At 67.7% G+C, this 19493-nt stretch carries 24 protein-coding genes; 10 read left to right on the top strand and 14 right to left on the bottom strand.

Going from position 1 to position 19493, the window contains the following annotated elements:
• Positions 1 to 204: 204 nt before the first annotated feature.
• The 4 genes from petA to Q7P21_RS05935 all read left to right on the top strand — a co-directional run bounded on the left by petA (position 205) and on the right by Q7P21_RS05935 (position 4010).
• Positions 205 to 759: a ubiquinol-cytochrome c reductase iron-sulfur subunit gene (gene petA / locus Q7P21_RS05950; protein ID WP_304164033.1), complete on the top strand. Its 555-nt coding sequence runs from the start codon at positions 205 to 207 to the stop codon at positions 757 to 759.
• A 5-nt stretch (positions 760 to 764) separates the two neighbouring features.
• Positions 765 to 2084, top strand: coding sequence for a cytochrome b N-terminal domain-containing protein (locus tag Q7P21_RS05945; protein ID WP_304164034.1), 1320 nt, complete (start codon positions 765 to 767; stop codon positions 2082 to 2084).
• Between the two features lie 7 nt (positions 2085 to 2091).
• A complete protein-coding gene (locus Q7P21_RS05940) occupies positions 2092 to 2937 on the top strand; it encodes a cytochrome c1 (RefSeq protein ID WP_304176193.1) in 846 nt (281 codons plus the stop codon).
• A gap of 140 nt (positions 2938 to 3077) precedes the next feature.
• Positions 3078 to 4010 (top strand): CPBP family intramembrane glutamic endopeptidase, encoded by a 933-nt coding sequence (locus tag Q7P21_RS05935; RefSeq protein WP_304176191.1) that lies wholly within the window; start codon positions 3078 to 3080, stop codon positions 4008 to 4010.
• Here the strand turns inward: Q7P21_RS05935 and Q7P21_RS05930 are convergent.
• From Q7P21_RS05930 to Q7P21_RS05905, 6 genes are all read right to left on the bottom strand, one after another.
• A complete protein-coding gene (locus Q7P21_RS05930; RefSeq protein WP_304176189.1) occupies positions 3985 to 4797 on the bottom strand; it encodes a hypothetical protein in 813 nt (270 codons plus the stop codon). The two genes, Q7P21_RS05935 and Q7P21_RS05930, sit on opposite strands and share 26 nt — an antisense overlap.
• Before the next feature lie 41 nt (positions 4798 to 4838).
• Positions 4839 to 5519, bottom strand: coding sequence for a dienelactone hydrolase family protein (locus Q7P21_RS05925; protein ID WP_304176186.1), 681 nt, complete (start codon positions 5517 to 5519; stop codon positions 4839 to 4841).
• Between the two features lie 3 nt (positions 5520 to 5522).
• Positions 5523 to 6191: a dienelactone hydrolase family protein gene (locus Q7P21_RS05920; protein WP_304164783.1), complete on the bottom strand. Its 669-nt coding sequence runs from the start codon at positions 6189 to 6191 to the stop codon at positions 5523 to 5525.
• 76 nt (positions 6192 to 6267) lie between these two features.
• Positions 6268 to 6873 (bottom strand): DUF1190 domain-containing protein, encoded by a 606-nt coding sequence (locus tag Q7P21_RS05915; RefSeq protein WP_304164786.1) that lies wholly within the window; start codon positions 6871 to 6873, stop codon positions 6268 to 6270.
• An 8-nt stretch (positions 6874 to 6881) separates the two neighbouring features.
• Positions 6882 to 7295 (bottom strand): DUF350 domain-containing protein, encoded by a 414-nt coding sequence (locus Q7P21_RS05910; RefSeq protein ID WP_304176184.1) that lies wholly within the window; start codon positions 7293 to 7295, stop codon positions 6882 to 6884.
• Positions 7296 to 7312: 17 nt separating this feature from the next.
• Positions 7313 to 7951 carry a DUF2491 family protein gene (locus Q7P21_RS05905; RefSeq protein ID WP_304176182.1) on the bottom strand — a complete coding sequence of 213 codons (639 nt, stop codon included), beginning with the start codon at positions 7949 to 7951 and terminating at the stop codon, positions 7313 to 7315.
• 170 nt (positions 7952 to 8121) lie between these two features.
• Here Q7P21_RS05905 and Q7P21_RS05900 point away from each other — a divergent pair, with 170 nt between their 5' ends.
• From Q7P21_RS05900 to Q7P21_RS05875, 6 genes are all read left to right on the top strand, one after another.
• A complete protein-coding gene (locus Q7P21_RS05900; RefSeq protein WP_304164791.1) occupies positions 8122 to 8547 on the top strand; it encodes a YjfI family protein in 426 nt (141 codons plus the stop codon).
• A 21-nt stretch (positions 8548 to 8568) separates the two neighbouring features.
• Positions 8569 to 9312: a PspA/IM30 family protein gene (locus Q7P21_RS05895; protein WP_304176180.1), complete on the top strand. Its 744-nt coding sequence runs from the start codon at positions 8569 to 8571 to the stop codon at positions 9310 to 9312.
• A gap of 5 nt (positions 9313 to 9317) precedes the next feature.
• Positions 9318 to 10475, top strand: a complete 1158-nt coding sequence (locus tag Q7P21_RS05890) for a glutathionylspermidine synthase family protein (RefSeq protein WP_304176178.1) — start codon at positions 9318 to 9320, stop codon at positions 10473 to 10475.
• Between the two features lie 87 nt (positions 10476 to 10562).
• A complete protein-coding gene (locus Q7P21_RS05885) occupies positions 10563 to 10949 on the top strand; it encodes a type II toxin-antitoxin system RelE/ParE family toxin (protein ID WP_304164798.1) in 387 nt (128 codons plus the stop codon).
• On the top strand, positions 10927 to 11250 hold the full coding sequence (locus Q7P21_RS05880) for a DNA-binding transcriptional regulator (RefSeq protein ID WP_304164801.1): 324 nt from the start codon (positions 10927 to 10929) through the stop codon (positions 11248 to 11250). The genes Q7P21_RS05885 and Q7P21_RS05880 overlap by 23 nt, the downstream gene beginning before the upstream one ends.
• A gap of 95 nt (positions 11251 to 11345) precedes the next feature.
• Positions 11346 to 11933 (top strand): hypothetical protein, encoded by a 588-nt coding sequence (locus Q7P21_RS05875; protein WP_304164803.1) that lies wholly within the window; start codon positions 11346 to 11348, stop codon positions 11931 to 11933.
• A 73-nt stretch (positions 11934 to 12006) separates the two neighbouring features.
• On the opposite strand, the gene ychF is transcribed toward Q7P21_RS05875, so the two are convergent.
• The 8 genes from ychF to Q7P21_RS05835 all read right to left on the bottom strand — a co-directional run bounded on the left by ychF (position 12007) and on the right by Q7P21_RS05835 (position 19383).
• Positions 12007 to 13104 carry a redox-regulated ATPase YchF gene (gene ychF / locus Q7P21_RS05870; protein ID WP_304164806.1) on the bottom strand — a complete coding sequence of 366 codons (1098 nt, stop codon included), beginning with the start codon at positions 13102 to 13104 and terminating at the stop codon, positions 12007 to 12009.
• Positions 13105 to 13179: 75 nt separating this feature from the next.
• Complete coding sequence (locus Q7P21_RS05865) at positions 13180 to 13926, bottom strand: tetratricopeptide repeat protein (protein WP_304164808.1); 747 nt, start codon at positions 13924 to 13926, stop codon at positions 13180 to 13182.
• Positions 13927 to 13938: 12 nt separating this feature from the next.
• Complete coding sequence (pth, locus tag Q7P21_RS05860) at positions 13939 to 14550, bottom strand: aminoacyl-tRNA hydrolase (RefSeq protein WP_304164811.1); 612 nt, start codon at positions 14548 to 14550, stop codon at positions 13939 to 13941.
• A 27-nt stretch (positions 14551 to 14577) separates the two neighbouring features.
• Positions 14578 to 15177, bottom strand: a complete 600-nt coding sequence (locus tag Q7P21_RS05855) for a 50S ribosomal protein L25/general stress protein Ctc (protein WP_304164813.1) — start codon at positions 15175 to 15177, stop codon at positions 14578 to 14580.
• Positions 15178 to 15304: 127 nt separating this feature from the next.
• Positions 15305 to 16363 carry a hypothetical protein gene (locus tag Q7P21_RS05850; RefSeq protein ID WP_304164815.1) on the bottom strand — a complete coding sequence of 353 codons (1059 nt, stop codon included), beginning with the start codon at positions 16361 to 16363 and terminating at the stop codon, positions 15305 to 15307.
• 149 nt (positions 16364 to 16512) lie between these two features.
• Positions 16513 to 17448: a ribose-phosphate pyrophosphokinase gene (locus tag Q7P21_RS05845; RefSeq protein WP_304164818.1), complete on the bottom strand. Its 936-nt coding sequence runs from the start codon at positions 17446 to 17448 to the stop codon at positions 16513 to 16515.
• 90 nt (positions 17449 to 17538) lie between these two features.
• Positions 17539 to 18312: a peptidoglycan editing factor PgeF gene (gene pgeF, locus Q7P21_RS05840; RefSeq protein ID WP_304176175.1), complete on the bottom strand. Its 774-nt coding sequence runs from the start codon at positions 18310 to 18312 to the stop codon at positions 17539 to 17541.
• 3 nt (positions 18313 to 18315) lie between these two features.
• Complete coding sequence (locus tag Q7P21_RS05835; protein WP_304176173.1) at positions 18316 to 19383, bottom strand: class I SAM-dependent methyltransferase; 1068 nt, start codon at positions 19381 to 19383, stop codon at positions 18316 to 18318.
• Positions 19384 to 19493 lie beyond the last annotated feature (110 nt).

Raw genomic sequence — 19493 nt, 5'->3', positions numbered from 1 at the left:
ATTCTAAGCGATCCAGCCACGGGATTTGACGGGGCAGGGTTGCGAATCACGGAAGGCGAAAACGCTCAAGGGGCGTATAGCCGTTCCGCAGATTCATCCCGCTCCAGAGTTAGATTTCGTCAGGGCCTTTACCAGAGCTTCTGGGCGGGTCGAAGACGGGCGTAGGGCATCCAGTCCCCGCCCCAACCGAAGGGTAGCTTTAAGGTGGCCGACACCGTCGTGGGCGCAAATCCCGATCCTCATGCCGCGGGCGAAGACCCGAACCGGCGCGACTTCATTCACATCGCCGCCACGGTTGCGGCCGTCGGCGCCGTCGGCGGTCTCGCCTGGCCGTTCATCGACCAGATGAACCCGGCCGGCGACACCCTGGCCCTGGCCTCGGTGGAGTTCGATCTGACCAAGGTCGAGACCGGCCAGCAGGTCACGATCAAGTGGCGCGGCAAGCCGCTGTTCATCCGGCGGCGGACGGGCAAGGAGATCGCCGAGGCGATCAAGGGCGACACCGCCGATCTGCGCGACAAGCAGACGGATGAGTCGCGCCACAAGCCGGGCAAGGCCGAGTGGCTGATCCTGGTGGGCACCTGCACCCATCTGGGCTGCGTGCCGACCTTCGGCGGCGGCGACTATGGCGGCTGGTTCTGCCCCTGCCACGGCTCGGTCTACGACACGTCCGGCCGTATCCGTAAGGGTCCCGCCCCGAAGAACCTGGAGGTGCCTGAGTACACCTTCCTGTCTGACACCAAGGTCAAGGTGGGCTGAGACCGATGAGCGGACATTCAAATTACGAGCCGAAGACCGGCTTCGAGCGCTGGCTCGACGTTCGACTGCCGATCGTGCGCCTGGCGTATGACAGCGTGGTCGACTTCCCGACCCCGAAGAACCTGAACTACTGGTGGACCTTCGGCGGCATCCTGGCGTTCTGCCTGGGCATCCAGATCGTGACCGGGGTCATCCTGGCCATGCACTATGTGCCCCACGTCGACTACGCCTTCGCCTCGGTCGAGCGCATCATGCGCGACGTCAATTACGGCTGGCTGGTGCGCTACATGCACGCCAACGGGGCCTCGATGTTCTTCGTGGCGGTCTATGTCCACATCTTCCGCGGCCTCTATTACGGGTCCTACAAGGCCCCCCGCGAAGTGCTGTGGATCCTGGGCTGCGTGATCTACCTGCTGATGATGGCCACGGCCTTCATGGGCTACGTCCTGCCCTGGGGCCAGATGAGCTTCCACGGGGCGGTGGTGATCACCAATCTGTTCGGCGCCCTGCCGGTGGTCGGTCCTTCGATCACCACCTGGCTGTGGGGCGGCTTCGCGGTGGATGACCCCACCCTGAACCGCTTCTTCTCGCTGCACTATCTGCTGCCGTTCATGATCGCCGGCGTGGTGATCCTGCACATCTGGGCGCTGCACGTGCCGGGCAACAACAACCCGACCGGCGTGAACGTGAAGTCCAAGGCCGACACCGTGCCCTTCCACCCGTACTATACGGTGAAGGACGGCTTCGCGATCGCGGTCTTCATGCTGATGTTCGCCAGCTTCGTGTTCTTCAATCCGAACGCGCTCGGCGATGCGGTGAACTATGTTCCCGCCAACCCGCTGGTGACCCCGGCCCACATCGTTCCGGAATGGTACTTCCTGCCGTTCTACGCGATCCTGCGGGCCGTTCCGAACAAGCTGGCCGGCGTGCTGGGGATGTTCGGCGCCATCGCCATGCTGTTCGTCCTGCCCTGGCTGGACACCTCCAAGGTGCGCTCCATGCGCTACCGGCCGACCGCGAAGCTCTACTTCTTCATCTTCGTGGCCACCTGCCTGGTGCTGGGCTTCTGCGGCGGCCGTCTGCCCGACGACCACGTGATCCCGAAGCTGACCACTTTCACGCTTCTCGACGCCGACCTGAACTCCATGGTCTGGCTCAGCCGGATCGCGGCCACCTACTACTTCGCCTACTTCCTGCTCATCCTGCCGATCCTGGGTCTCACCGAGACCCCGCTGCCTCAGCCGGAATCGATCTCGGAGCCGGTGCTTTCGCATTCCGCCAACGCGCCCGCCGGCGCCGCGGCTTCGCCTGAAAAGAGGGGTTGAGCTTAAGATGCTGCGTAAAGGTATCGCGCTCGCGGCGCTTGGGCTCGCCATCATCGCCACGCCGGCGATGGCGGCCACGACCCACGCCGAACCGAAGGACATGCACTGGAGCTTCGAAGGCCCCTTTGGCAAGTTCGATCAGGGTCAGCTTCAGCGGGGCTACAAGGTCTATCGGGAGGTCTGCTCGGCCTGCCACTCGATGAACCTGATGAGCTTCCGCAATCTCGGCCAGAAGGGTGGTCCCTTCTATGACGAGAAGTACAAGAACCCGAACGACAACCCGTATGTGAAGGCGATCGCCAAGGACTATCAGGTCAACGATATCGACTCTGAGACCGGCGATGTCGTCCAGCGTCCGGGCACGTCGGCCGACAAGTTCCCCAACCCGTTCCCGAACGAGCCCGCGGCTCGCGCGTCGAACGGTGGGGCTCTGCCGCCGGACCTGTCGGACATGGCCAAGGCCCGCGAGCTGGGCCCGCGCTACATCTATTCGATCCTGACCGGCTACGAAGACGCCGGCCCGAACATGACCGTTCCGCCCGGCAAGCACTACAACCCGTACATGCCAGGCGACATGGGCGCGTTCTGGAAGGGCTCGGCCGCGACCATCCCCGAGGGTGGCTTCATCGCCATGCCGCCGCCGCTCGTCGCCGACAAGGTGACCTTCGACGACGGCACCAAGGCCACGCTCGACCAGGAAGCCAAGGACGTTGTCGCCTTCCTCGTCTGGGCCTCCGAGCCCAAGATGGAAGAGCGCAAGTCGTTCGGCCTGGCCGCGATGATCTATCTGCTGATCTTCACCGGCCTGCTCTATGTCAGCTACAAGCGTATCTGGCGGAACGTCTCCCACTAGGGAGCCGCCTCTAGCGAGAGACCCAGAAGGCCCCGGCGAACCCGGGGCCTTTTTCGTTACGGCCGGGTCATGAAAAATCGATAAGTTGTAAGGGCTTGGCCCTCCCGCCATACGGCCCTCCAGACCTTTGGGGGGTTTCTATGAGCAACAGCATGCCCGGCGGCCGCGCCGCCGCCTTCGCCTATGGCGCCGCCTATCTGGCGACCTGGGGCGCGGCCACGGCCTATCTCTACAGCCGCCACGCGGACTGGACCTTTCCGCTCATCTCGCTCGGCGTGTTCGGGGTCGTTCTGTCGGGCCTGGCCTGGGCCCTGACCCGCGCGGCGCGTCCCGGCCCGATCGAGGTCCGCCGACCCCGGCTCGAGCTCGGCGCGGTGCTGGCCTATCTGGCGGTCTACGCGATCGTCTTCCTCGGCTGGGGCATGGGCGCCCTGCGCGAGGCCGTCCCCGCCGGCCAGGGCCAGGAGCTGGTTGTGCTCGGCGTGAAGCTCGTGGCGCATGTTGTCGGCCCGGCCCTGCTGCTCGCCCTGCTCGGCGCGCGCCTCGGTCCGCTGTTCGGAACCGCCGCCGCAGCCAGGGGCTTCTGGCCGACCCTCTTGGTGCTGGGTCTGATCCTGCTGGCCTTGCTCAGCCTGGTCAGTCCCAGCCTCGGGCAGATCGCCAGCCTGCACCCACCGATCCAGGATCTGGTGTGGGCGGCGCCCCTGGCCTTCGCCTGGCTCGCCCTGGAGGCCGGGCTCTGCGAGGAGTTTCTGTTCCGCGCCGTGCTCCAGACCCGGCTCTCGGCGGTGTTGCGCAGCGAGGTGGGGGCCGTGGTGATCGGCGCCCTGGTCTTCGCCCTCTGCCACGTTCCGGGGCTCTATCTGCGCGGCGCGCCGGGCGTCGACGGCTATTCCACCGACCTTCTACAGGTGATCGCCTTCACGGTCGCCACCCTGTCGCCCATCGCCCTGATGTTCGGCCTGATCTGGGCCCGGACCCGCAACCTCCTGCTGGTGGTCCTGCTGCACGCCTGCGTCGACGTCCTGCCGCAGATCCCCGACACGCTCAGGATCTGGGCCGGGCTGCACTGACCTGAACCAGGGTCACCCGGCGCCGAGGATAGTCGATGCGCAGTCGCCAGGTCGCCAGCCGCGCCGGGCCCACCGCCCCCAGGGCGCCGGGCGGCAGGACGGCATCCGGGATCAGGCCGACGGCCGGGTTCTCCCACAGCCCGCCGGCCAGGGACGCCGCCCGCAGCCGCGCACGCCAGATCCCATAGGGCAGCAGGTTCCCGGGCTCGGTGGCGCCCGGGGCGCTCGCCTGGCCTGTCGCCAGTCTCAGACCGGTGTCCGCGCCGGTGGCGATGACCAGGGGTCCCGAGGCCGCCCGGGGTCCGTCCGAGACGGCGCCGATCACCGCCGGAATGTCTCCGGCCAGGGTGAAGGGGAGGGTCTGGCCGCGCTTCAGCCGGGGCGCCTCGCCCGGGGCGTACAGCCCTACGCGGCAGGGCGCGAAGCGGATATCGACCACATAGCGCGACAGCAGGTCGGCCCCGATCACCCCGGCGATCGGGGTGGGGAAGGCCAGGGTGCGGGCGTCGAGATCGACCACCTGCACCGGCAAGGCCTTCACCGTCTGGCCGGCTACCCGGGCGTCGCCGGTCAAGGTCGTCGTCGCATAGCCCTCGGTCTGGGCGCGGGTCTCGTGCAGGGTCGTGCGGGGCGTGGCGGTGTCGAGGATATAGTCCCCTGCCGCTCCGGCCACGGAGGCCGCGACCACCAGCACCCCCTGGTCCAGCCAGCAGGGCGCTTCGCCCGCCTGGGCCGGGGCGGCGGCCAGGGCCGTCAGCACGGCGAGGACAGGCAGGGCGAGCTTCACGCCGTCCAGCTTAGCGGCGTCAGGCCCTCGAGCGGTAGGGCTCAGGCTTCGCTGCGCCCGCCGCCATTGCGGGCGAACACCTGGAGGGTGCGCAACCGGGCCAGCTTGGCGGCGTCGGGGGCGTAGTCGGCCCGCCGATCGGAGACGAAGCCGTGGCCGGCCTCGTACTGGTGGATGGGCAAGTCCGGGTGCAAGGCCTCGATCTCCGCGATCTTCTCCGGCGGGATCGAGGCGTCGGTCTTGCCGAAATGCAGGATGATCGGGACCTTGGGCGTCTCGTCCTTCAACTCGCTGATCCGCCGGCCGTAGAAGGCCGAGGCCGCCGCCACGCCGTCGCAGCGGCAGGCCGCCAGCCAGGTCGCCGCCCCGCCCCAGCAGAAGCCGGTGACGAACACCGGCGGCTCAAGCGCGTCGATCGCCGCCTGCAGGTCGCCGGCGACCTGGTCCCAGGGGGTCTCGGTCGAGTACTTCACACCCTTGGCGATGGCGTCGGGGCCATAGTCGGCCTCGAAGCCCGGCTCGATCCGGTCATAGAAGCTGGGCGCGATCACCTCATAGCCGTCCTCCGCGAACCCGTCGCAGAGCGCGCGGATATGATCGGTGACCCCGAAGATCTCCTGGACCAGCACCAGCCCGCCCCGCCGGGCGTCGGAGACGCCGGCGTGGTAGGCCGCCAGTTCGAAGCCGTCGAACCGGCTCTTCAGGCGGATCGTCTCGCCCACAGCTCAGGCGCCGGCGAACAGGTCGAGGGTGCGCTGGCGGGCGAGGTCGGCGCTGGCCTGGTTCAGGCGCTGCGGGTCCTCGTTGTTGAAGCCGTGGCCGGCGTCCTCATAGATATAGACCGGCACGCCGGGGTTGGCGGCCTGGACGGCGGCCTTGACGTCGTCGGCGGGGATGCCCGCGTCCTTGCGGCCCAGGTGGATGATCACTGGGCACTTGGGGGTCTTGTCGGCATTGGCCTGGACCAGGCTGCCATAATAGCTGGAGCCGGCCGCGAAGCCGTCCAGCTGGCAGGCCGACAGCCAGGTCAGCGAGCCGCCATAGCAATAGCCGACCACGAACACCTTGCCAGCCGCAGCCATGGCCGCGCGACAGGCGTCGACGTCGGCCAGGGCCTGGTCCAGCGGTGTGGCGCGGGCGTGGGTGATCCCGGCGGTCATGCCGGCCTGGTCATGGCCGGCGGTGAAGCCCGCCTCGCGGCGGTCGTAGAGCGACGGCGCGATGGCCTCATAGCCCAGCTCGGCCCAGCGATCGACGTCGCGGCGGATGTGTTCGTCGATCCCGAAGATCTCCTGGATCACCACCACCCCGCCCTTGCGTTCGCCCTTGGGCGCCGCGCGATAGACGGTGAACTGGAACCCATCGGCCCCGGCCAGCTTGGAATAGTCACCCATCATGTCCCTCCCGGATTTTGGAGTCTCAGATAGGCCGGTGGGCGAGGATGTCCAGGGTCGGGCGGCAGATACCCGGTCAGCCGCCGAACGAATGGCCGCCGCCAAATCCGCCGCGGGAAATGACGAAGCTGCGGCTCTGCACGCGGCTGGGGGCGCCTGCCCGTGCCGGGGCGTCAAAGCTTTCCGCCCGCGCGCGGGGCCGACCGGTGACGTAGTCCCGCGACAGCGAATAGCCGCCGCCGCCATAATAGGTCCCGTCGCGGTCGCGATACATCGGGGCGCCGCGATAGCCGCCCATGTTGTTCAAGGCCTGACCGATGATGAAGCCGGTCAGCAAGGGCGTGAAGAAGCTGCCGCCGCCCTGGCTCGAGCGCGGCACGCACTGGTCAACGCCGTAGCGCTCTTCGCAGCTCTGCTGGTTGGCGAACCGGGGGGCGGTCTCGGCGCTGTCCTTCTGGGCTTCGGCCAGGGTGGTCTCGCATTGCTGGGCGGTGAAATCGCCCGAGGCCTTGCACTCGTCCAGATTGGCGAAGGTGCGGGCCTCCGCCGCCGGAGGGTCGCCCCATTGGGTCGCGGCCGGCGTGTCGTCGCAGGCGGAGACCGACACCGCCGCCCCGGCCATCAAGCTGGTCAGGGTCAGGCTGCGCGAGCGTTTCAGACGGGATTTCGGTTGATCGGTCATGGCGCGGCTCAAGACGTCATGCAGGCGGCGTTGATCAGGCCGACCGCCAGGGAGATGCTGGACAGATAGACGCCGGCGGCCAGTTCGCCGCGTTCGATGCGCGCCGACACATCCTTCATCACCGTCATGCGGATCAGGGTGAAGGCCGCGATCTGGATGACCCCCGCCAGGGCCGCCCAGGCGCAGAATTCCAGGAGCGAGACGGTGTGGCTGAGCGCCGAGGCCAGCGGCAGCACATAGCCAATCAGCGCGCCGCCCAGGGCCAGGGCGGCGGCCACATTGCCCTCGCGGATCAGCTTGGCCTCATCATAGGGCGTCACCCACTGATAGATGACCTTGAAGGCGGCGGTGAACAGTCCGGCGGCGAGGAAGGCCACCAGGAAGGCCGCCGCGCTGGCGACGAACCCCTGAAGATCGAACATGTCGGGCGTCTTTCCTGTCAGGCTTTGAATTCGCCGGCTTCGAGCGGAATGCCGAGCATGATTTCGAACGAGACGTCATGGTCCTCGCTCTCCTGCTCGATAGCGAGCAGCAATTCACGGCCGTCGCCCGGCAGGTCGCGGGCGAACAGCATGCAGGTCTGAAAGATGCGCCGGTCGGGAATGCCGTCCCGGTCGTCGTGCAGGTCTTCCCAGAAGGTGACGGGATCCTGGCTCTCGGCCTCGTCGCCGAACCAGAGGCGCGAATAGTCGCCCAGGCCCTTGCCCGTGAACACCCGGGCGCGGAGCCGCGCGGCCCAGGCCTCCCGATCGGCGCGACCGCCGGGATAGGTGCTCTCCCAGGGCATGAACACCGTGACGTCGGTCAGGCTCTGGCCCTCGCGATCGTCCGAGACAGCCTGAAACATCAGATCGTCGTCGGTGTAGAACCGATGGACGAAGCCGCCGTCCTTGAGCTCGACCAGGCCCTGGGCGGTGATCTCCAGGGTGTCGCGGTCCAGGGCGAACCGCGCGTCGCCGCCAAACCGCCGCCAGGCCAGGCTGTCCAGCCAGACGGTCCGCCCCAGGGTGATGTTGCGGATCGCCGCCAGGCCGGGCGCCGCGCTCGCGGTCTTGCGTCCGAAAAGCTTGCTGAACATCAAAGCGGACCTGATGGCGATGTTCCCCTCATCTACGACGCCGGCCCCGCGCGCAAAAGGGGGCGCCGCATTACCAACTTGTCACCCCGCCCGACCGGCGAGGGCCTCGACGACTGGTGTTCGCCCTCCCATCTTGTATGAGACCTGGAACCCTTGGAGGGCCACGCCCGATGACGACCCATGCCTGGACTGTCCGCTCGCTGAAAGCCGCCCTTTCGAACGGCCTCGGCGAGGCCATGACGGCCCGCGTCGTCGAAGGCGCTGATCCCATCCTGCTGGTCACCCTGCACGAGCATGGCGACCTGGAGATCTTCGTCAGCGTCAGTGACCAGCAGATCGCGGCCTCGGTCCTGTTGTGGCCGGTCGACGAACAGCCGGACCGGCACGCCTTCAACGAATTCCTGCTCAAGGCCCAGAAGCTGGTGCCGCTGTCCAATTTCGGGATCAGCACCGTGGGCGGTCGCGACTACTATGAGCTGTTCGGGGAGCTGGCCCCGTCCTCGTCGCTGGACGACATCCTGATCGAGCTGCGCGTCCTGGCCGAGAACGCCCTGGCGGCGGCCTCCGACCTCCGCTCGTCCTTTACCGCCGCCTAATACCGTTCCGGGAGACTTTCGATGTCCATCTGGCGCAAGCTGATCACCCTGGGCCGCGCGGGCGCGCATGACGCCTCGGCCGCCGTCGTCGACGCCAACGCCCTGCGGATCCTGGATCAGGAAATCCGCGACGCCGACACCGCCCAGGGAAAGGCCCGCGACGACATGGCCACCCTGGTGGCTCGCCGGCGGATCCTGGAAAAGGAAGTGGCCAGCTTCCGGGAACAGGTGAGCAAGTACGAAGGCTCGGCCCGCGCCGCGGTCGGCAAGGGCGACATGGACCTGGCCCGCCAGGTGGCCCAGCGCATCGCCGACCTGGAGCAGGACATCGCCCTGAAAGAACCCCAGATCGCCGACATGCGCGGGGCCGAGGACCAGCTGCACGCGGCCATCACCGCCACCGACCGCCGCATCGAGACCCTGCGGCGCGAGGTCGAGGTCGTGAAGGTCAATGAGTCCGTCCAGAAGGCTCAGGCCTCGGTGGCGGCGCGCGGGGCCGGCGCGGGCTCCTCCCTCGGCTCGGCCGCCGACAGCCTGGCGCGGATCAAGGAACGCCAGGCCATCCGGGGCGAGCGCATCAAGGCGGCCGGTGAACTGGAAGATCGCCGGACGGGCGCCGATCTGGACGAGAAGCTGCGTCTGGCCGGCATCGGCCCGGGCCAGTCCTCTGCCGACGACATCTTGGCGCGTCTGGCCGCGCCTGCTGCGGCGCCGCTGCAGATCGAGCAGCAGGTCGCCGACCCCGCCAAGAGCAGCGAAACCTAATCCGCGTGCGCCGCCTGGAACTGACGCCGCGCGCAAACTGGCAGGCCAAGGCGGACGCCATCGGCTTCGTCTATCATCACACCGACGGTCAGGCCTATTGGGACGAGGCGGCGGCCTACGCCTTCACCCTGGCTGAGGTGGAAGGCGACCTGGAGCCGGCGGCGGAAGAGCTGCACGAGCTTTGCCTCGATCTCGTCGACGAGGCAGCCGGCAGCGAGGCCCTGATGACCCGCCTGGCGATCCCGCCGGAGCATCAGGACTTCATCGCGGCCTCCTGGCGGGCCAAGGCGCCGTCGCTCTATGGCCGCTTCGACTTCGGCTATGATGGCGTGTCGAAGCCCAAGCTCTACGAGTACAACGCCGACACCCCGACCAGCGTCTTCGAGGCCGCCACCTTCCAATGGCTATGGTTGGAGGACCTGCTGGCCTCCGGCGCCCTGCCGGCGGGAACCGACCAGTTCAACAGCCTGTTCGAGGCCCTGCGCGATCGGTTCAGGGCCCTGTTTCCGACCGGCGGCTTCGTCCATTTCGCCAGCGACGCCCGGGCGGTCGAGGATCGGCAGACCGTGCGGTTCTTCGAAGATCTGGCCCGGCAGGCGGGCCTCGATCCGAAATTCGTGGCCATCGACCAGATCGGGGTCAATGCCGAGGGGCTGTTCGTCGATGCCGACAACCTGGTGCTGCAGGCCGCCTTCAAGCTCTATCCTTGGGAATTCATGCTGCGCGAGCCCTATGCCGTCCACCTGAAGACCGCCGGGGTGCGCTGGATGGAGCCGGCCTGGAAGGCGATCCTGTCCAACAAGGGCATCCTGCCCTTGCTCTGGGAACGCCACCCCGGCCACCCGAACCTGCTTGAGGCCTATTTCGAGGACGATCCCCGGGCCTCGGCCCTGGGTCCTCGCCATGTGCGCAAGCCGCTGTTCTCCCGCGAGGGCGCCAATATCGAGGTGGTCGGAGGCGAGGAGCCGATCCTGGACCAGGGCTATGGCCAGGAGGGCGCCGTGCTCCAGGCCTATCACCCCCCACCGGACTTCGCCGGCAAGCGGCCGGTGATCGGCGCCTGGATCGTCGGCAATCAGCCCGCAGGCATCGGGGTCCGCGAGGACGACAGCATCATCACCAAGAACCTCGCGCGGTTCGTGCCGCACTTGATAGAGGCTTAGACGGTTCTGCGAGGGGGGCCGAAGGTCCTCCAACAGGGAACCTCCCGTCATTGATTACAGTAGCACTTAGTGCTATTCACGTTTCCCATGGTCGTAGCGGGAATGGGCGCGCGGGTCTTTAGGACCGCCTGGTTCACCAAGGCGGCCAGGAAGGCGCGGATCAAGGACGATGAACTCTGCGCGGCCGTGCGGGCGGTGATGGCGGGCCAGGCGGATGACCTGGGCGGCGGGGTGTTCAAGAAGCGTCTCGACCGGAACCGCAGCCGCAGCATCATCCTGGCCAAGGGCCGAAGATATTGGGTGTACGCCTATCTGTTCGCGAAGAAGGACCGGGCGAACATCGACGATGATGAACTGAGGGCCTTCCGCAAGTTGGCCGATCTCTATGCCGCGAAGACCGACGTTGAGATCGACAATGAGCTAGAGGCCGAGGCGATTGTGGAGATCTGTCATGACGACCAGGCGCAAATTTAAGAGCGACGCCTTCGAGGCGATCCATGACGCAGTCGCCGGGATGCATCGGGCCGGTACAATCGACAAGGCTACGATGCGGGACTTCGATGAGACCTGCCTCACCGCCCCGCCGATGATCGAGCCCGCGCAGATCAAACGGCTGCGCGAGAGCTGCCATGTCAGCCAGCCCGTCTTCGCCCGCTATCTCAACACCAGCGAGAGCACGGTGGAGAAGTGGGAGACGGGGGCGAAGAAGCCCAGTGGCGCGGCGCTGAAGCTGCTCGCGATTGTCCAGAAGCACGGGCTGGAGATTCTTAGTTAGTGTGGTGAGTTCCATCCGCTGCCGTTCAACCAGATGGCGCCCCTGGCCCTTGCGATATCGAGCCGCGCGGCGCGTCAGACTCACTGGGTGCATTCATGACGGATGAGATTGAAGAGGACGCGGACGCAGAATTCCAGGTGCGCGAGGTCTTCGCGTACTATGGTCGAGCGGCCTACGCGGCAAGTTGTGTGGAGACCGGTCTAACGATCGCGCTCATGCAGGCTGAGCTTATGCTTCAAGTTCATGGCCGCGCGCAAAGGGAGCGCAAAGCTCCCTCCCGGGCTGAGTGGGAGGCGATGTTCGACGCCTATATGGCCAAGCACCACTTGCTGCCCCTCGGAACCCTAATCGACCGGTTCAGAAGCGTCCTAAAGGTCGATGCACAGCTCGACGCCCTATTGGAGGAGGCCCTGCGACGTCGGAACTTCATTGCTCACGGCTTCTTCCGGGAGCGAGCAATCGCTTTCGCTCACCGAGTCGGACGCCTGGCTATGATCAGTGAGTTGGAGCGAGATCATGATCTGTTCACCCGCACGGACGAAGCTGTACAGATCGCGGTGGCACCGATCATTCCGAAGCTTGGGATTGACCCGGAGAAACACCGACGTGACATCGGAGAGATCAGTCGCCGCCTCGTAGACGACGCGCGATCCTCCCAGACCGACTCTCCCTATTCGAAGTAGGCAGCTACGCGGCGAGCGCGAGACCCGATCATCCGCCGGTGTCGCTCGTAAGGCGAGAGTGAGCCGCCGCCCCCTAGACGTTGAACCTGAAGTTCAGCACGTCGCCGTCGTGGACGACGTATTCCTTGCCTTCCTGGCGGAACTTGCCGGCCTCGCGCGCGCCGGCTTCGCCCTTGAACTTGATATAGTCCTCATAGGCGATGGTCTCGGCGCGGATGAAGCCCTTCTCGAAGTCGGTGTGGATCACGCCGGCGGCCTGGGGGGCGGTGTCGCCCTTGTGGATCTGCCAGGCGCGGGCCTCCTTGGGGCCGACCGTGAAATAGGTCTGCAGGCCCAGCAGATGGTAGGCCTCGCGGATCAGCTTGTTCAGGCCGGGCTCGGAGAGGCCCAGGGTCTCCAGGAATTCGACGCGCTCGGCGGCGTCGAGCAGGGCGATCTCGCTCTCGATCTGGGCGGAGATCGCCACATGGTCGGCGCCGTCGCGCTTGGCCCGCTCGGCGACCAGGTTGGACATCTCGTTGCCGTCGGCGGCCGAGGCCTCATCGACATTGGAGACATAGAGCGCCGGCTTGGAGGTCAGGAGCTGCAGCATGCGCCAGGCCTTCTCGTCCTCGGCTGAAATCACCGCCTTGCGTGCGGGGCGTCCGGCATTGAGCTCGGTCAGCGCCAGCTGCACCAGCTTGAGCGTCAGGGCGCTGTCCTTGTCGCCGGTCTTGGCGCGCTTCTCCAGATTGGCGACCCGCTTCTCCAGGCTTTCGAGGTCGGCCAGCATCAACTCGGTCTCGATGGTCTCGAGGTCCGACAGCGGGTCGACCTTGCCCTCGACGTGGGTGATGTCGTCATCGATGAAGCAGCGGGCCACGAAGGCCACGGCGTCGCAGTCGCGGATATTGGCCAGGAACTGGTTGCCCAGGCCCTCGCCCTTGGACGCGCCGCGCACCAGGCCGGCGATGTCCACGAAGTTGATCCGCGCCGGAATGATCTCCTTGGACGGGATGATCGTCGCCAAGGCCTCCAGGCGCGGTTCGGGCACCGCCACGTCGCCGGTGTTGGGCTCGATGGTGCAGAACGGATAGTTGGCGGCCTGGGCCGCCGCCGTCTGGGTGAGCGCATTGAACAGGGTCGACTTGCCGACATTGGGCAGACCGACGATGGCGACTTTGAGGGCCATGGAATTCCTCGGAAAGGAGAGGGGCGTCTTATGGCGAATGGCGCCGGCCAAGGCCAGCGTGCGATTCGCCAGGGTTCAGCTGTTGAGCGCTCCGGCGGCGAGGTCGCGCCAGGCGCGGCCTTCCTTCTGGAACTGGGGATGGGTCTTGGCGATGCGGCGGTCCATGTCCTCGACCATGGCCCGGGCCTCGTCCTTGCGGCCGGCCCTGGCCAGGAAGGCGGCGTAGCGGCCCAGGCCCTCGAGACCGGGCAGGCGGTCCGCCGCCCACTGATAGGCGGTCTCGGCCTCGGCGGCCCGGCCCACGGCCTCATAGGCCCGTCCGAGCGCCAGGGCGGCGCTGGGCGTGCGTCCGCGGCTCTCGTCCTGGCCCAGGCGGTCGAGCAGCGGCAGGGCCTCAGGCGCCCGTCCCAGCTCGATCAGGGCGTTGGCCCAGCCCAGCAGCAGCACCCCGTCATCGGCGTGGATGCCCTGGGCGGCCTGGGCGTAGAGCGCGGCGGCCTCGTCATGGCGGCCCAGGCTGACGGCGGCGGCGGCCAGCCGGCTCTGGTTGCGCACCGTGGGAGCGTCGTCACAGGCCTGCTTGGCCTCGCGATATTCCCGGGTGGGGTCGAGCTTCTCGCGGGCCTGGGACTGGATCTTGCGGACCGTCGGCCCCCGGACCAGCTCGGGGCCCAGTATGGCGATCAGATAGACCAGCCCGCCCAGCGGCTGAAACGCCAGGATGATCCACAGCCAGTACATCTCCTTGTGGGTCCTGACGACGTGGACGCACAGGCCGATCGAGAACCCGAGCGACAGCAGAAGCATGAGGATCGGCGACATTCGGACACTCCCTCAGGGGGCTGACTTGCGGGGATCGGACTTCTCGGCCGGGGCCAGGCGCAGCACCTCGGCCTGATACTTCTCATCCTCGCCCGACGCCAGGAACGGCGCGGCCTCGGCGCAGGCTTTCAGGAGTTCGGCCAGCCAGGCCTGGTCCACCTTGTGGAAGTCCGACAGCACGTGGCCCATCACCCGGTCCTTGTGGCCGGGGTGGCCGACGCCCAGCCGGGCGCGGCGGAAGTCGGGGCCGAGATGGGCGGTGACCGAGCGCACGCCATTATTGCCCGCCGCTCCGCCGCCGGTCTTCATGCGGAAGCGGCCAGGGGCCAGGTCGATCTCATCATAGAAGAGGACGAGGTCCATGGGCTGGAGCTTGTAGAACTTCAGCGCCTCGCCGACGGCGCGCCCGGTCTCGTTGTAGAAGGTCTGGGGCTTGAGGATCAGAGCCTTGATCGGGCCCTGATCCGTCTCAATCTCGCCCTCGCGCACCAGGGACTTGAAGCGCGCGCGTTCGGGACCAAAGCGCCAGCGGCGCGCGATCTCGTCGACGGCCATGAAGCCGACATTGTGGCGATTGCCCGCATAGCGTGGGCCAGGATTGCCCTGCCCCGCCAGGATGATCATGGGCCCCTCCGGGGAGGCGCCGGGGGTTTAGGCCCCGGCGTTCTCGGCGGCTTCGGCGGAAGCCGAAGCGGAGGAACCGGCCACGGTGGCCACGACCAGGGCCTTGCCGCCGGCCACGGACACGCCTTCCGGCAGGATGAAGTTCCCCGCGCGGATGGTGTCGCCGATTTCCAGGCCGGTCAGGTCATAGACCAGCTCTTCCGGAATGTGGTCGGCCGGGCAGTTCAGCTCCAGCTCGTGCAGGACCAGGTTCAGCGTGCCGCCCTTTTTCAGGCCCGGCGAGGCTTCATGGTTCTTGAAGTGGACCGGCACGCGGATCTTGATCTGCTGGTGCTCGTCGACCCGGTAGAGGTCGAAGTGCCACGGCTCATCGCTGACCGGGTGCATGTCGATCGCCTTGGCGATGACCGGCTGGGTCTCGTCGCCGTACTTCAGGGTCACCAGGTGACCCAGCAGCTTGCCCGTATAGAGCGCCTTGCGGAACTCATTGGACTTCACGGCGATGGCGACCGGATCCTTGGATCCGCCATACAGCACGCCAGGAACCTTGCCCTCGGCGCGCGTGGCGCGAGCGCCACCGGTGCCCGTGCGTTCGCGGACTTCAACATTCAGAACGATATCGGCCATCGCCTCGCCTCAAAACGAAACCGCCGCGCGATAGGTCCCGCGCGGCGACGGACGACCCTCTTGGGGTCGAAAGGTGGGCGTAGATACACAAAACTCCCGGCCGTGGCAACGGCCGGGAGCATGTGACTTAACGCTTCTTCGCGGAACCCTTGCCGGCGGCCTTCGCGACCGTGGGCTTATAGGCGTTTTCAGTGGTCGCGACCCGCACTGTGGGAACGAATTTCGCCTCATAGGGCTCGGGCAGGCCCGAGGCTTTGATCACGCAGCGGCCGGTGTCCATCATGATGTGCTGGCCCAGGCAGAACACGTCCTCATAGTGCGGCTTGGCCACCGCCAGGCACTGATAGAGGTTCAGCTTGGCCATGTTCATGCAGAAGCCGACATTGGGCTCGGCCATCACCGCCATGACCGTGTCGAGATTGGCGTCGCCGGCTTCGCCCAGGATGGCGAGCGCCGCCACGGCCAGGCTGCGGACCACGACGGGGGTGTAGGGCGGGGCGGCCGCGGCGCCGGTCAGGCCCATGGGTTGCGCGCCGACGACCGCCTGCTGCAGGCGGGCGGTCTCGTCCAGGTCGCCGACCAGCGGGGTGGCGGACAGGGCCTTGGCCTGGGACAGGCGCAGGTCGCGGTTGGCGACGTCGGCCTTGGACCACTTCTGCTTCTGGATCTCATAGGCCGACTGCTTCACCGCCTTGCCGGCGTCGTAGAGCTTCTGGCCCTCCTGGCCCAGGGCGGCGACGGCCAGGCCGGCGGCGCTGGCCGAGCCGGCGATGCCGACCACATAGGCCGGGTTCTGGACGATCTGGGCGGCGACCTGACGGCGCTGTTCCGGATCAACGGAAAAGGTGCGGACGGCGGCGACGAAGTCGGGATCCTGCAGCGCCGCCACCGCGCCATAGGCGATGGCGCCGCGCAGCAACTGCACGGGCTCGTAGGACGCGCCGACCTTCAGCGAGCGGGCGATGGACTCGCCGTCCGTGAAGTCCGGGGTGATCGCCGTGGCGTGGCTCATATAGTAGCGATAGGCGCTGGCCTGCTCGATCAGCTTGGGCGCCAGGCTGACGGCCGGCGGCGGCGGCGCAGGCGGCGCGGGCGGTGGGCCCTGCTTGCCGTCATCACAACCGGACAGGAATGCCAGGAAGACCGCGGCGGCGGCCGCCGCCGTGACACGAAGAGTGGAAGTCATGCGGACGTCTTCCCCAGAACCAAGTTTGATCAAGCTAGCACGCTAGCGCGGGCAGGAATGTGACCGTGATCACTGACCACCGGGTTACTGAGCTTGACCGCTGGGCAAGCTGATCGCGAAGACGTGAGGCTGACCAGCCTATTCCCCTGTCAGTCGAACAGTTTGGAGACCGACTCTTCGTTGGCGATCCGGCGGATGGCCTCGCCCAGCAGCTTGTCGCAGCTGACATAGCGCAGCTTGCTGGTGTCGCCTGACCGGTCGGGGCCGGCGATGGAGTCGGTCATGACCAGCTCCTTGAGGATCGAGGCGTTGACCCGGTCGACCGCCGCGCCCGACAGCACCCCGTGGGTGACATAGGCCGAGACCTCCGTGGCCCCGCCGTTCACCAGGGCCTGGGCGGCGTTACACAGGGTGCCGCCGCCGTCGATGATGTCGTCGAACAGGATGCAGCGGCGGCCCGAGACGTCGCCGATGATGTTGGCCACCTCGCTCTTGCCCGGACCCGAGCGGCGCTTGTCGACGATCGAGAGATCGGCGTTCAGGCGGCTGGCGACGGCCAGAGCGCGGACCACCCCGCCGACGTCCGGCGAGACGATCATCAGCTCCGAGGTCTTCTCGTAATTTTCCTTGATGTCGGCGGCCAGCAGCGGCGCGGACAACAGGTTATCGGTGGGGATGTCGAAGAAGCCCTGAATCTGGCCCGAGTGCAGGTCCATGGTCAGCACCCGGTCGGCGCCGGCCCGGGTGATCAGGTTGGAGACCAGCTTGGCCGAGATCGGGGTGCGGCCGCCGGTCTTTCGGTCCTGCCGGGCGTAGCCGAAATAGGGCATGACCGCCGTGATCCGCTTGGCCGAGGCGCGCTTCAGCGCGTCGATGCAGATCAGGAGCTCCATCAGATTGTCGTTGGCCGGGTAGCTCGTCGACTGCAGGACGAAGACGTCCTCGCCGCGGACATTCTCGTCGATGGTGACGAAGATCTCATTGTCGGCGAAGCGCTTGACCTGGGCCCGGCAGAGCGGGAGGTCGAGATGCGCGGCGACGGACTCCGCAAGGCCACGGTTGGAGTTGCCAGCCAGCAGCTTCATGAAAATCCCCGCGCAGTCATGGTGTTCGGATGGCCGCGCTTGTAGCAGCGAAGTCGCGCCCGGCAAGGCGGATTCGCCCGCCCGCGACACTCAGGTCAGGGTGATGGCCGACAGCAGCCGTCCAAAGTCCGGTTCGCCCCTACGGAAGGCCCGGCGATTGGAGAAGAAGCGATCCTCCTCGACGCAGGTGTCGGCCCCGATCCAGTCGCAAGCCTCGACGCCTGCGACCCGCAGTTGCGACAAGACGAAGCCCGGCAGGTCGAACTGGCGTTTGTCCGCCGCCTGGCCCGCCGCGAAGAAGCGTCCGTGTCCGTCGTCCTCCGCCGTGAACCGCTCCAGGAATTCCAGCCCGACCTCGTATGAGGCCTGGGCGATGCAGGGGCCGACCACCGCGACGATGTCTGCGGCCCTGGCTCCCTGGCCGACCATGGCCGCGACCGTGGCCTGGGCTATCCCGGTCAGGGCGCCTTTCCAGCCGGCATGGGCGGCGGCGACGATTCCCGCCTTGGGATCGGCCAGCAGGATCGGCGCGCAATCGGCGGCCAGCGCCCCGCACAGCACCCCGGGCGAGGCCGTCACCACCGCGTCTCCCTGCGGCCGGGCCTGGCCCCAGGGCCCGTCGGCGACGAGGGCTTGCGCCGAATGGATCTGGTAGCAGGTCGAAAGCGCGTCCTCGGCCAGGCCGAAATGGGCCGCCGCGCGCCGGCGGTTCTCCGCGACGTCCGCCGCCTCGTCCGAAGATCCGCGCCCGACGTTCAGGCTGGAATAGATCCCTTGAGACACACCGCCCGCCCGGGTGAAGAAGGCGTGTCGGACGCCGGCCAGCTCCAGCAGGGGCGAGGTCAGGGCGGGCAGGGCGGTCATGACTCAGCTCTCGAAAGCGGGCGGGGCGAGCCCAGGCTGATGCAGGCAGGCGACCTTGAACAGCTCTCCCATCTGGTCCGGCGAGATCAGCCGCTCCAGCTGGCGTTCAATTCGCTCGGCCATGTCGGGCCGCGCATGGGCGAGCGCCTCCGCCCGCGACCCTATGCCCAGCCGCACCAGGAACTCGCCCTGGGTCAGGACCGGGGCGGTCTCGCAGCCTGCGGCGCGGGCGGCGGCGGTCACGGCCGGGAAGTCGGCATGGACGGTCAGGTCGGCCTGGCCCGGCTCGGCCAGGGGATCGACCTTCACATGGCGGCGCAGGGCCTGGAGGGTGTCGCCAAAGCCCGGCGCGTCACGGCCATAGTCGATCAGCAGCGCCGCGCCGCCGTCGCGGGCCAGCCGGTCGCCGAGCTCGGCCCCCAGCGCGCTTTGCGCGGCCGAGATCTCCAGCACCGCGCCGGCGGGCGCCTCGCCCAGAACGGCGGGGACGGGGAAGGGCATGGCGCCGCCCAGGCCGAAGTCGAGCTCGCCCGAGGCCGAGACACTGATCATGCGCTCGGCCCAGCCCCGCCCGGTCCGTACGAACTGGCGCGGCGGCAGGCAGTCGAGGAGCTCATTGGCGACCAGCAGCAGCGGGGCGCCCTGCGGAACCTCGGCCAACGACCCGGCCCAGCGCGTGCGGTCCTGGCCAAGCCTGGCGGCCTGACGGGCCCGGAGAGGTTCGGAGATCTCCACCAGCCACAGCTCGGCGGCGGCCAGGAAGTCCGGGGCCAGCCGCGCGGCCCGCAGGATGTCGCTCTTCAGGGTCCCGTCGCCGGGACCCATCTCCACCAGCCGGAAGGGCGCGGGGCGGCCCAGCGCCGCCCAGGTCTCGACCAGCCACAGGCCGATCAACTCGCCGAACATCTGGCTGACCAGGGGCGCGGTGATGAAATCGCCGTCGGCCCCCAGGGCCGGGCGCGTGGTGTAGTAGCCGTCCTGCGGATCATGCAGGCAGGCGGTCATGTACTGGGCGACCGTGATCGGACCCGAGGCGCGGATCTGGGCGATCAGTCGGTCACGCAGGGCCATCGGACCGGATCTTGAACGGATCCTCCGCGTCTTCCACGGCCTCGGCCGCCACGGCTTCCTCGGCCACAGCCTCGAGCTCGGCCTCGGGTTCGGCGCCGGGCAGGGGCTCG

It is taken from the genome of Phenylobacterium aquaticum (assembly GCF_947378715.1).
GTDB lineage: Bacteria > Pseudomonadota > Alphaproteobacteria > Caulobacterales > Caulobacteraceae > Phenylobacterium > Phenylobacterium aquaticum_A.
The sequence above is the reverse complement of the archived record's forward strand: the minus strand, read 5'-3'. Positions and strand labels throughout refer to the sequence as shown.

Coding starts and splice junctions, on each gene's coding strand:
- Q7P21_RS05900 (WP_304164791.1), top strand. CDS start 8,122: ATGACGACCCATGCCTGGACTGTCCGCTCGCTGAAAGCCGCCCTTTCG.
- Q7P21_RS05920 (WP_304164783.1), bottom strand. CDS start 6,191: ATGGGTGACTATTCCAAGCTGGCCGGGGCCGATGGGTTCCAGTTCACC.
- Q7P21_RS05855 (WP_304164813.1), bottom strand. CDS start 15,177: ATGGCCGATATCGTTCTGAATGTTGAAGTCCGCGAACGCACGGGCACC.
- Q7P21_RS05835 (WP_304176173.1), bottom strand. CDS start 19,383: ATGGCCCTGCGTGACCGACTGATCGCCCAGATCCGCGCCTCGGGTCCG.
- pgeF (WP_304176175.1), bottom strand. CDS start 18,312: ATGACCGCCCTGCCCGCCCTGACCTCGCCCCTGCTGGAGCTGGCCGGC.
- Q7P21_RS05910 (WP_304176184.1), bottom strand. CDS start 7,295: ATGTTCGATCTTCAGGGGTTCGTCGCCAGCGCGGCGGCCTTCCTGGTG.
- Q7P21_RS05880 (WP_304164801.1), top strand. CDS start 10,927: ATGACGACCAGGCGCAAATTTAAGAGCGACGCCTTCGAGGCGATCCAT.
- Q7P21_RS05865 (WP_304164808.1), bottom strand. CDS start 13,926: ATGTCGCCGATCCTCATGCTTCTGCTGTCGCTCGGGTTCTCGATCGGC.
- pth (WP_304164811.1), bottom strand. CDS start 14,550: ATGATCATCCTGGCGGGGCAGGGCAATCCTGGCCCACGCTATGCGGGC.
- Q7P21_RS05935 (WP_304176191.1), top strand. CDS start 3,078: ATGAGCAACAGCATGCCCGGCGGCCGCGCCGCCGCCTTCGCCTATGGC.
- Q7P21_RS05915 (WP_304164786.1), bottom strand. CDS start 6,873: ATGACCGATCAACCGAAATCCCGTCTGAAACGCTCGCGCAGCCTGACC.
- Q7P21_RS05885 (WP_304164798.1), top strand. CDS start 10,563: ATGGTCGTAGCGGGAATGGGCGCGCGGGTCTTTAGGACCGCCTGGTTC.
- Q7P21_RS05905 (WP_304176182.1), bottom strand. CDS start 7,951: ATGTTCAGCAAGCTTTTCGGACGCAAGACCGCGAGCGCGGCGCCCGGC.
- Q7P21_RS05945 (WP_304164034.1), top strand. CDS start 765: ATGAGCGGACATTCAAATTACGAGCCGAAGACCGGCTTCGAGCGCTGG.
- ychF (WP_304164806.1), bottom strand. CDS start 13,104: ATGGCCCTCAAAGTCGCCATCGTCGGTCTGCCCAATGTCGGCAAGTCG.
- Q7P21_RS05850 (WP_304164815.1), bottom strand. CDS start 16,363: ATGACTTCCACTCTTCGTGTCACGGCGGCGGCCGCCGCCGCGGTCTTC.
- Q7P21_RS05895 (WP_304176180.1), top strand. CDS start 8,569: ATGTCCATCTGGCGCAAGCTGATCACCCTGGGCCGCGCGGGCGCGCAT.
- Q7P21_RS05940 (WP_304176193.1), top strand. CDS start 2,092: ATGCTGCGTAAAGGTATCGCGCTCGCGGCGCTTGGGCTCGCCATCATC.
- Q7P21_RS05845 (WP_304164818.1), bottom strand. CDS start 17,448: ATGAAGCTGCTGGCTGGCAACTCCAACCGTGGCCTTGCGGAGTCCGTC.
- Q7P21_RS05875 (WP_304164803.1), top strand. CDS start 11,346: ATGACGGATGAGATTGAAGAGGACGCGGACGCAGAATTCCAGGTGCGC.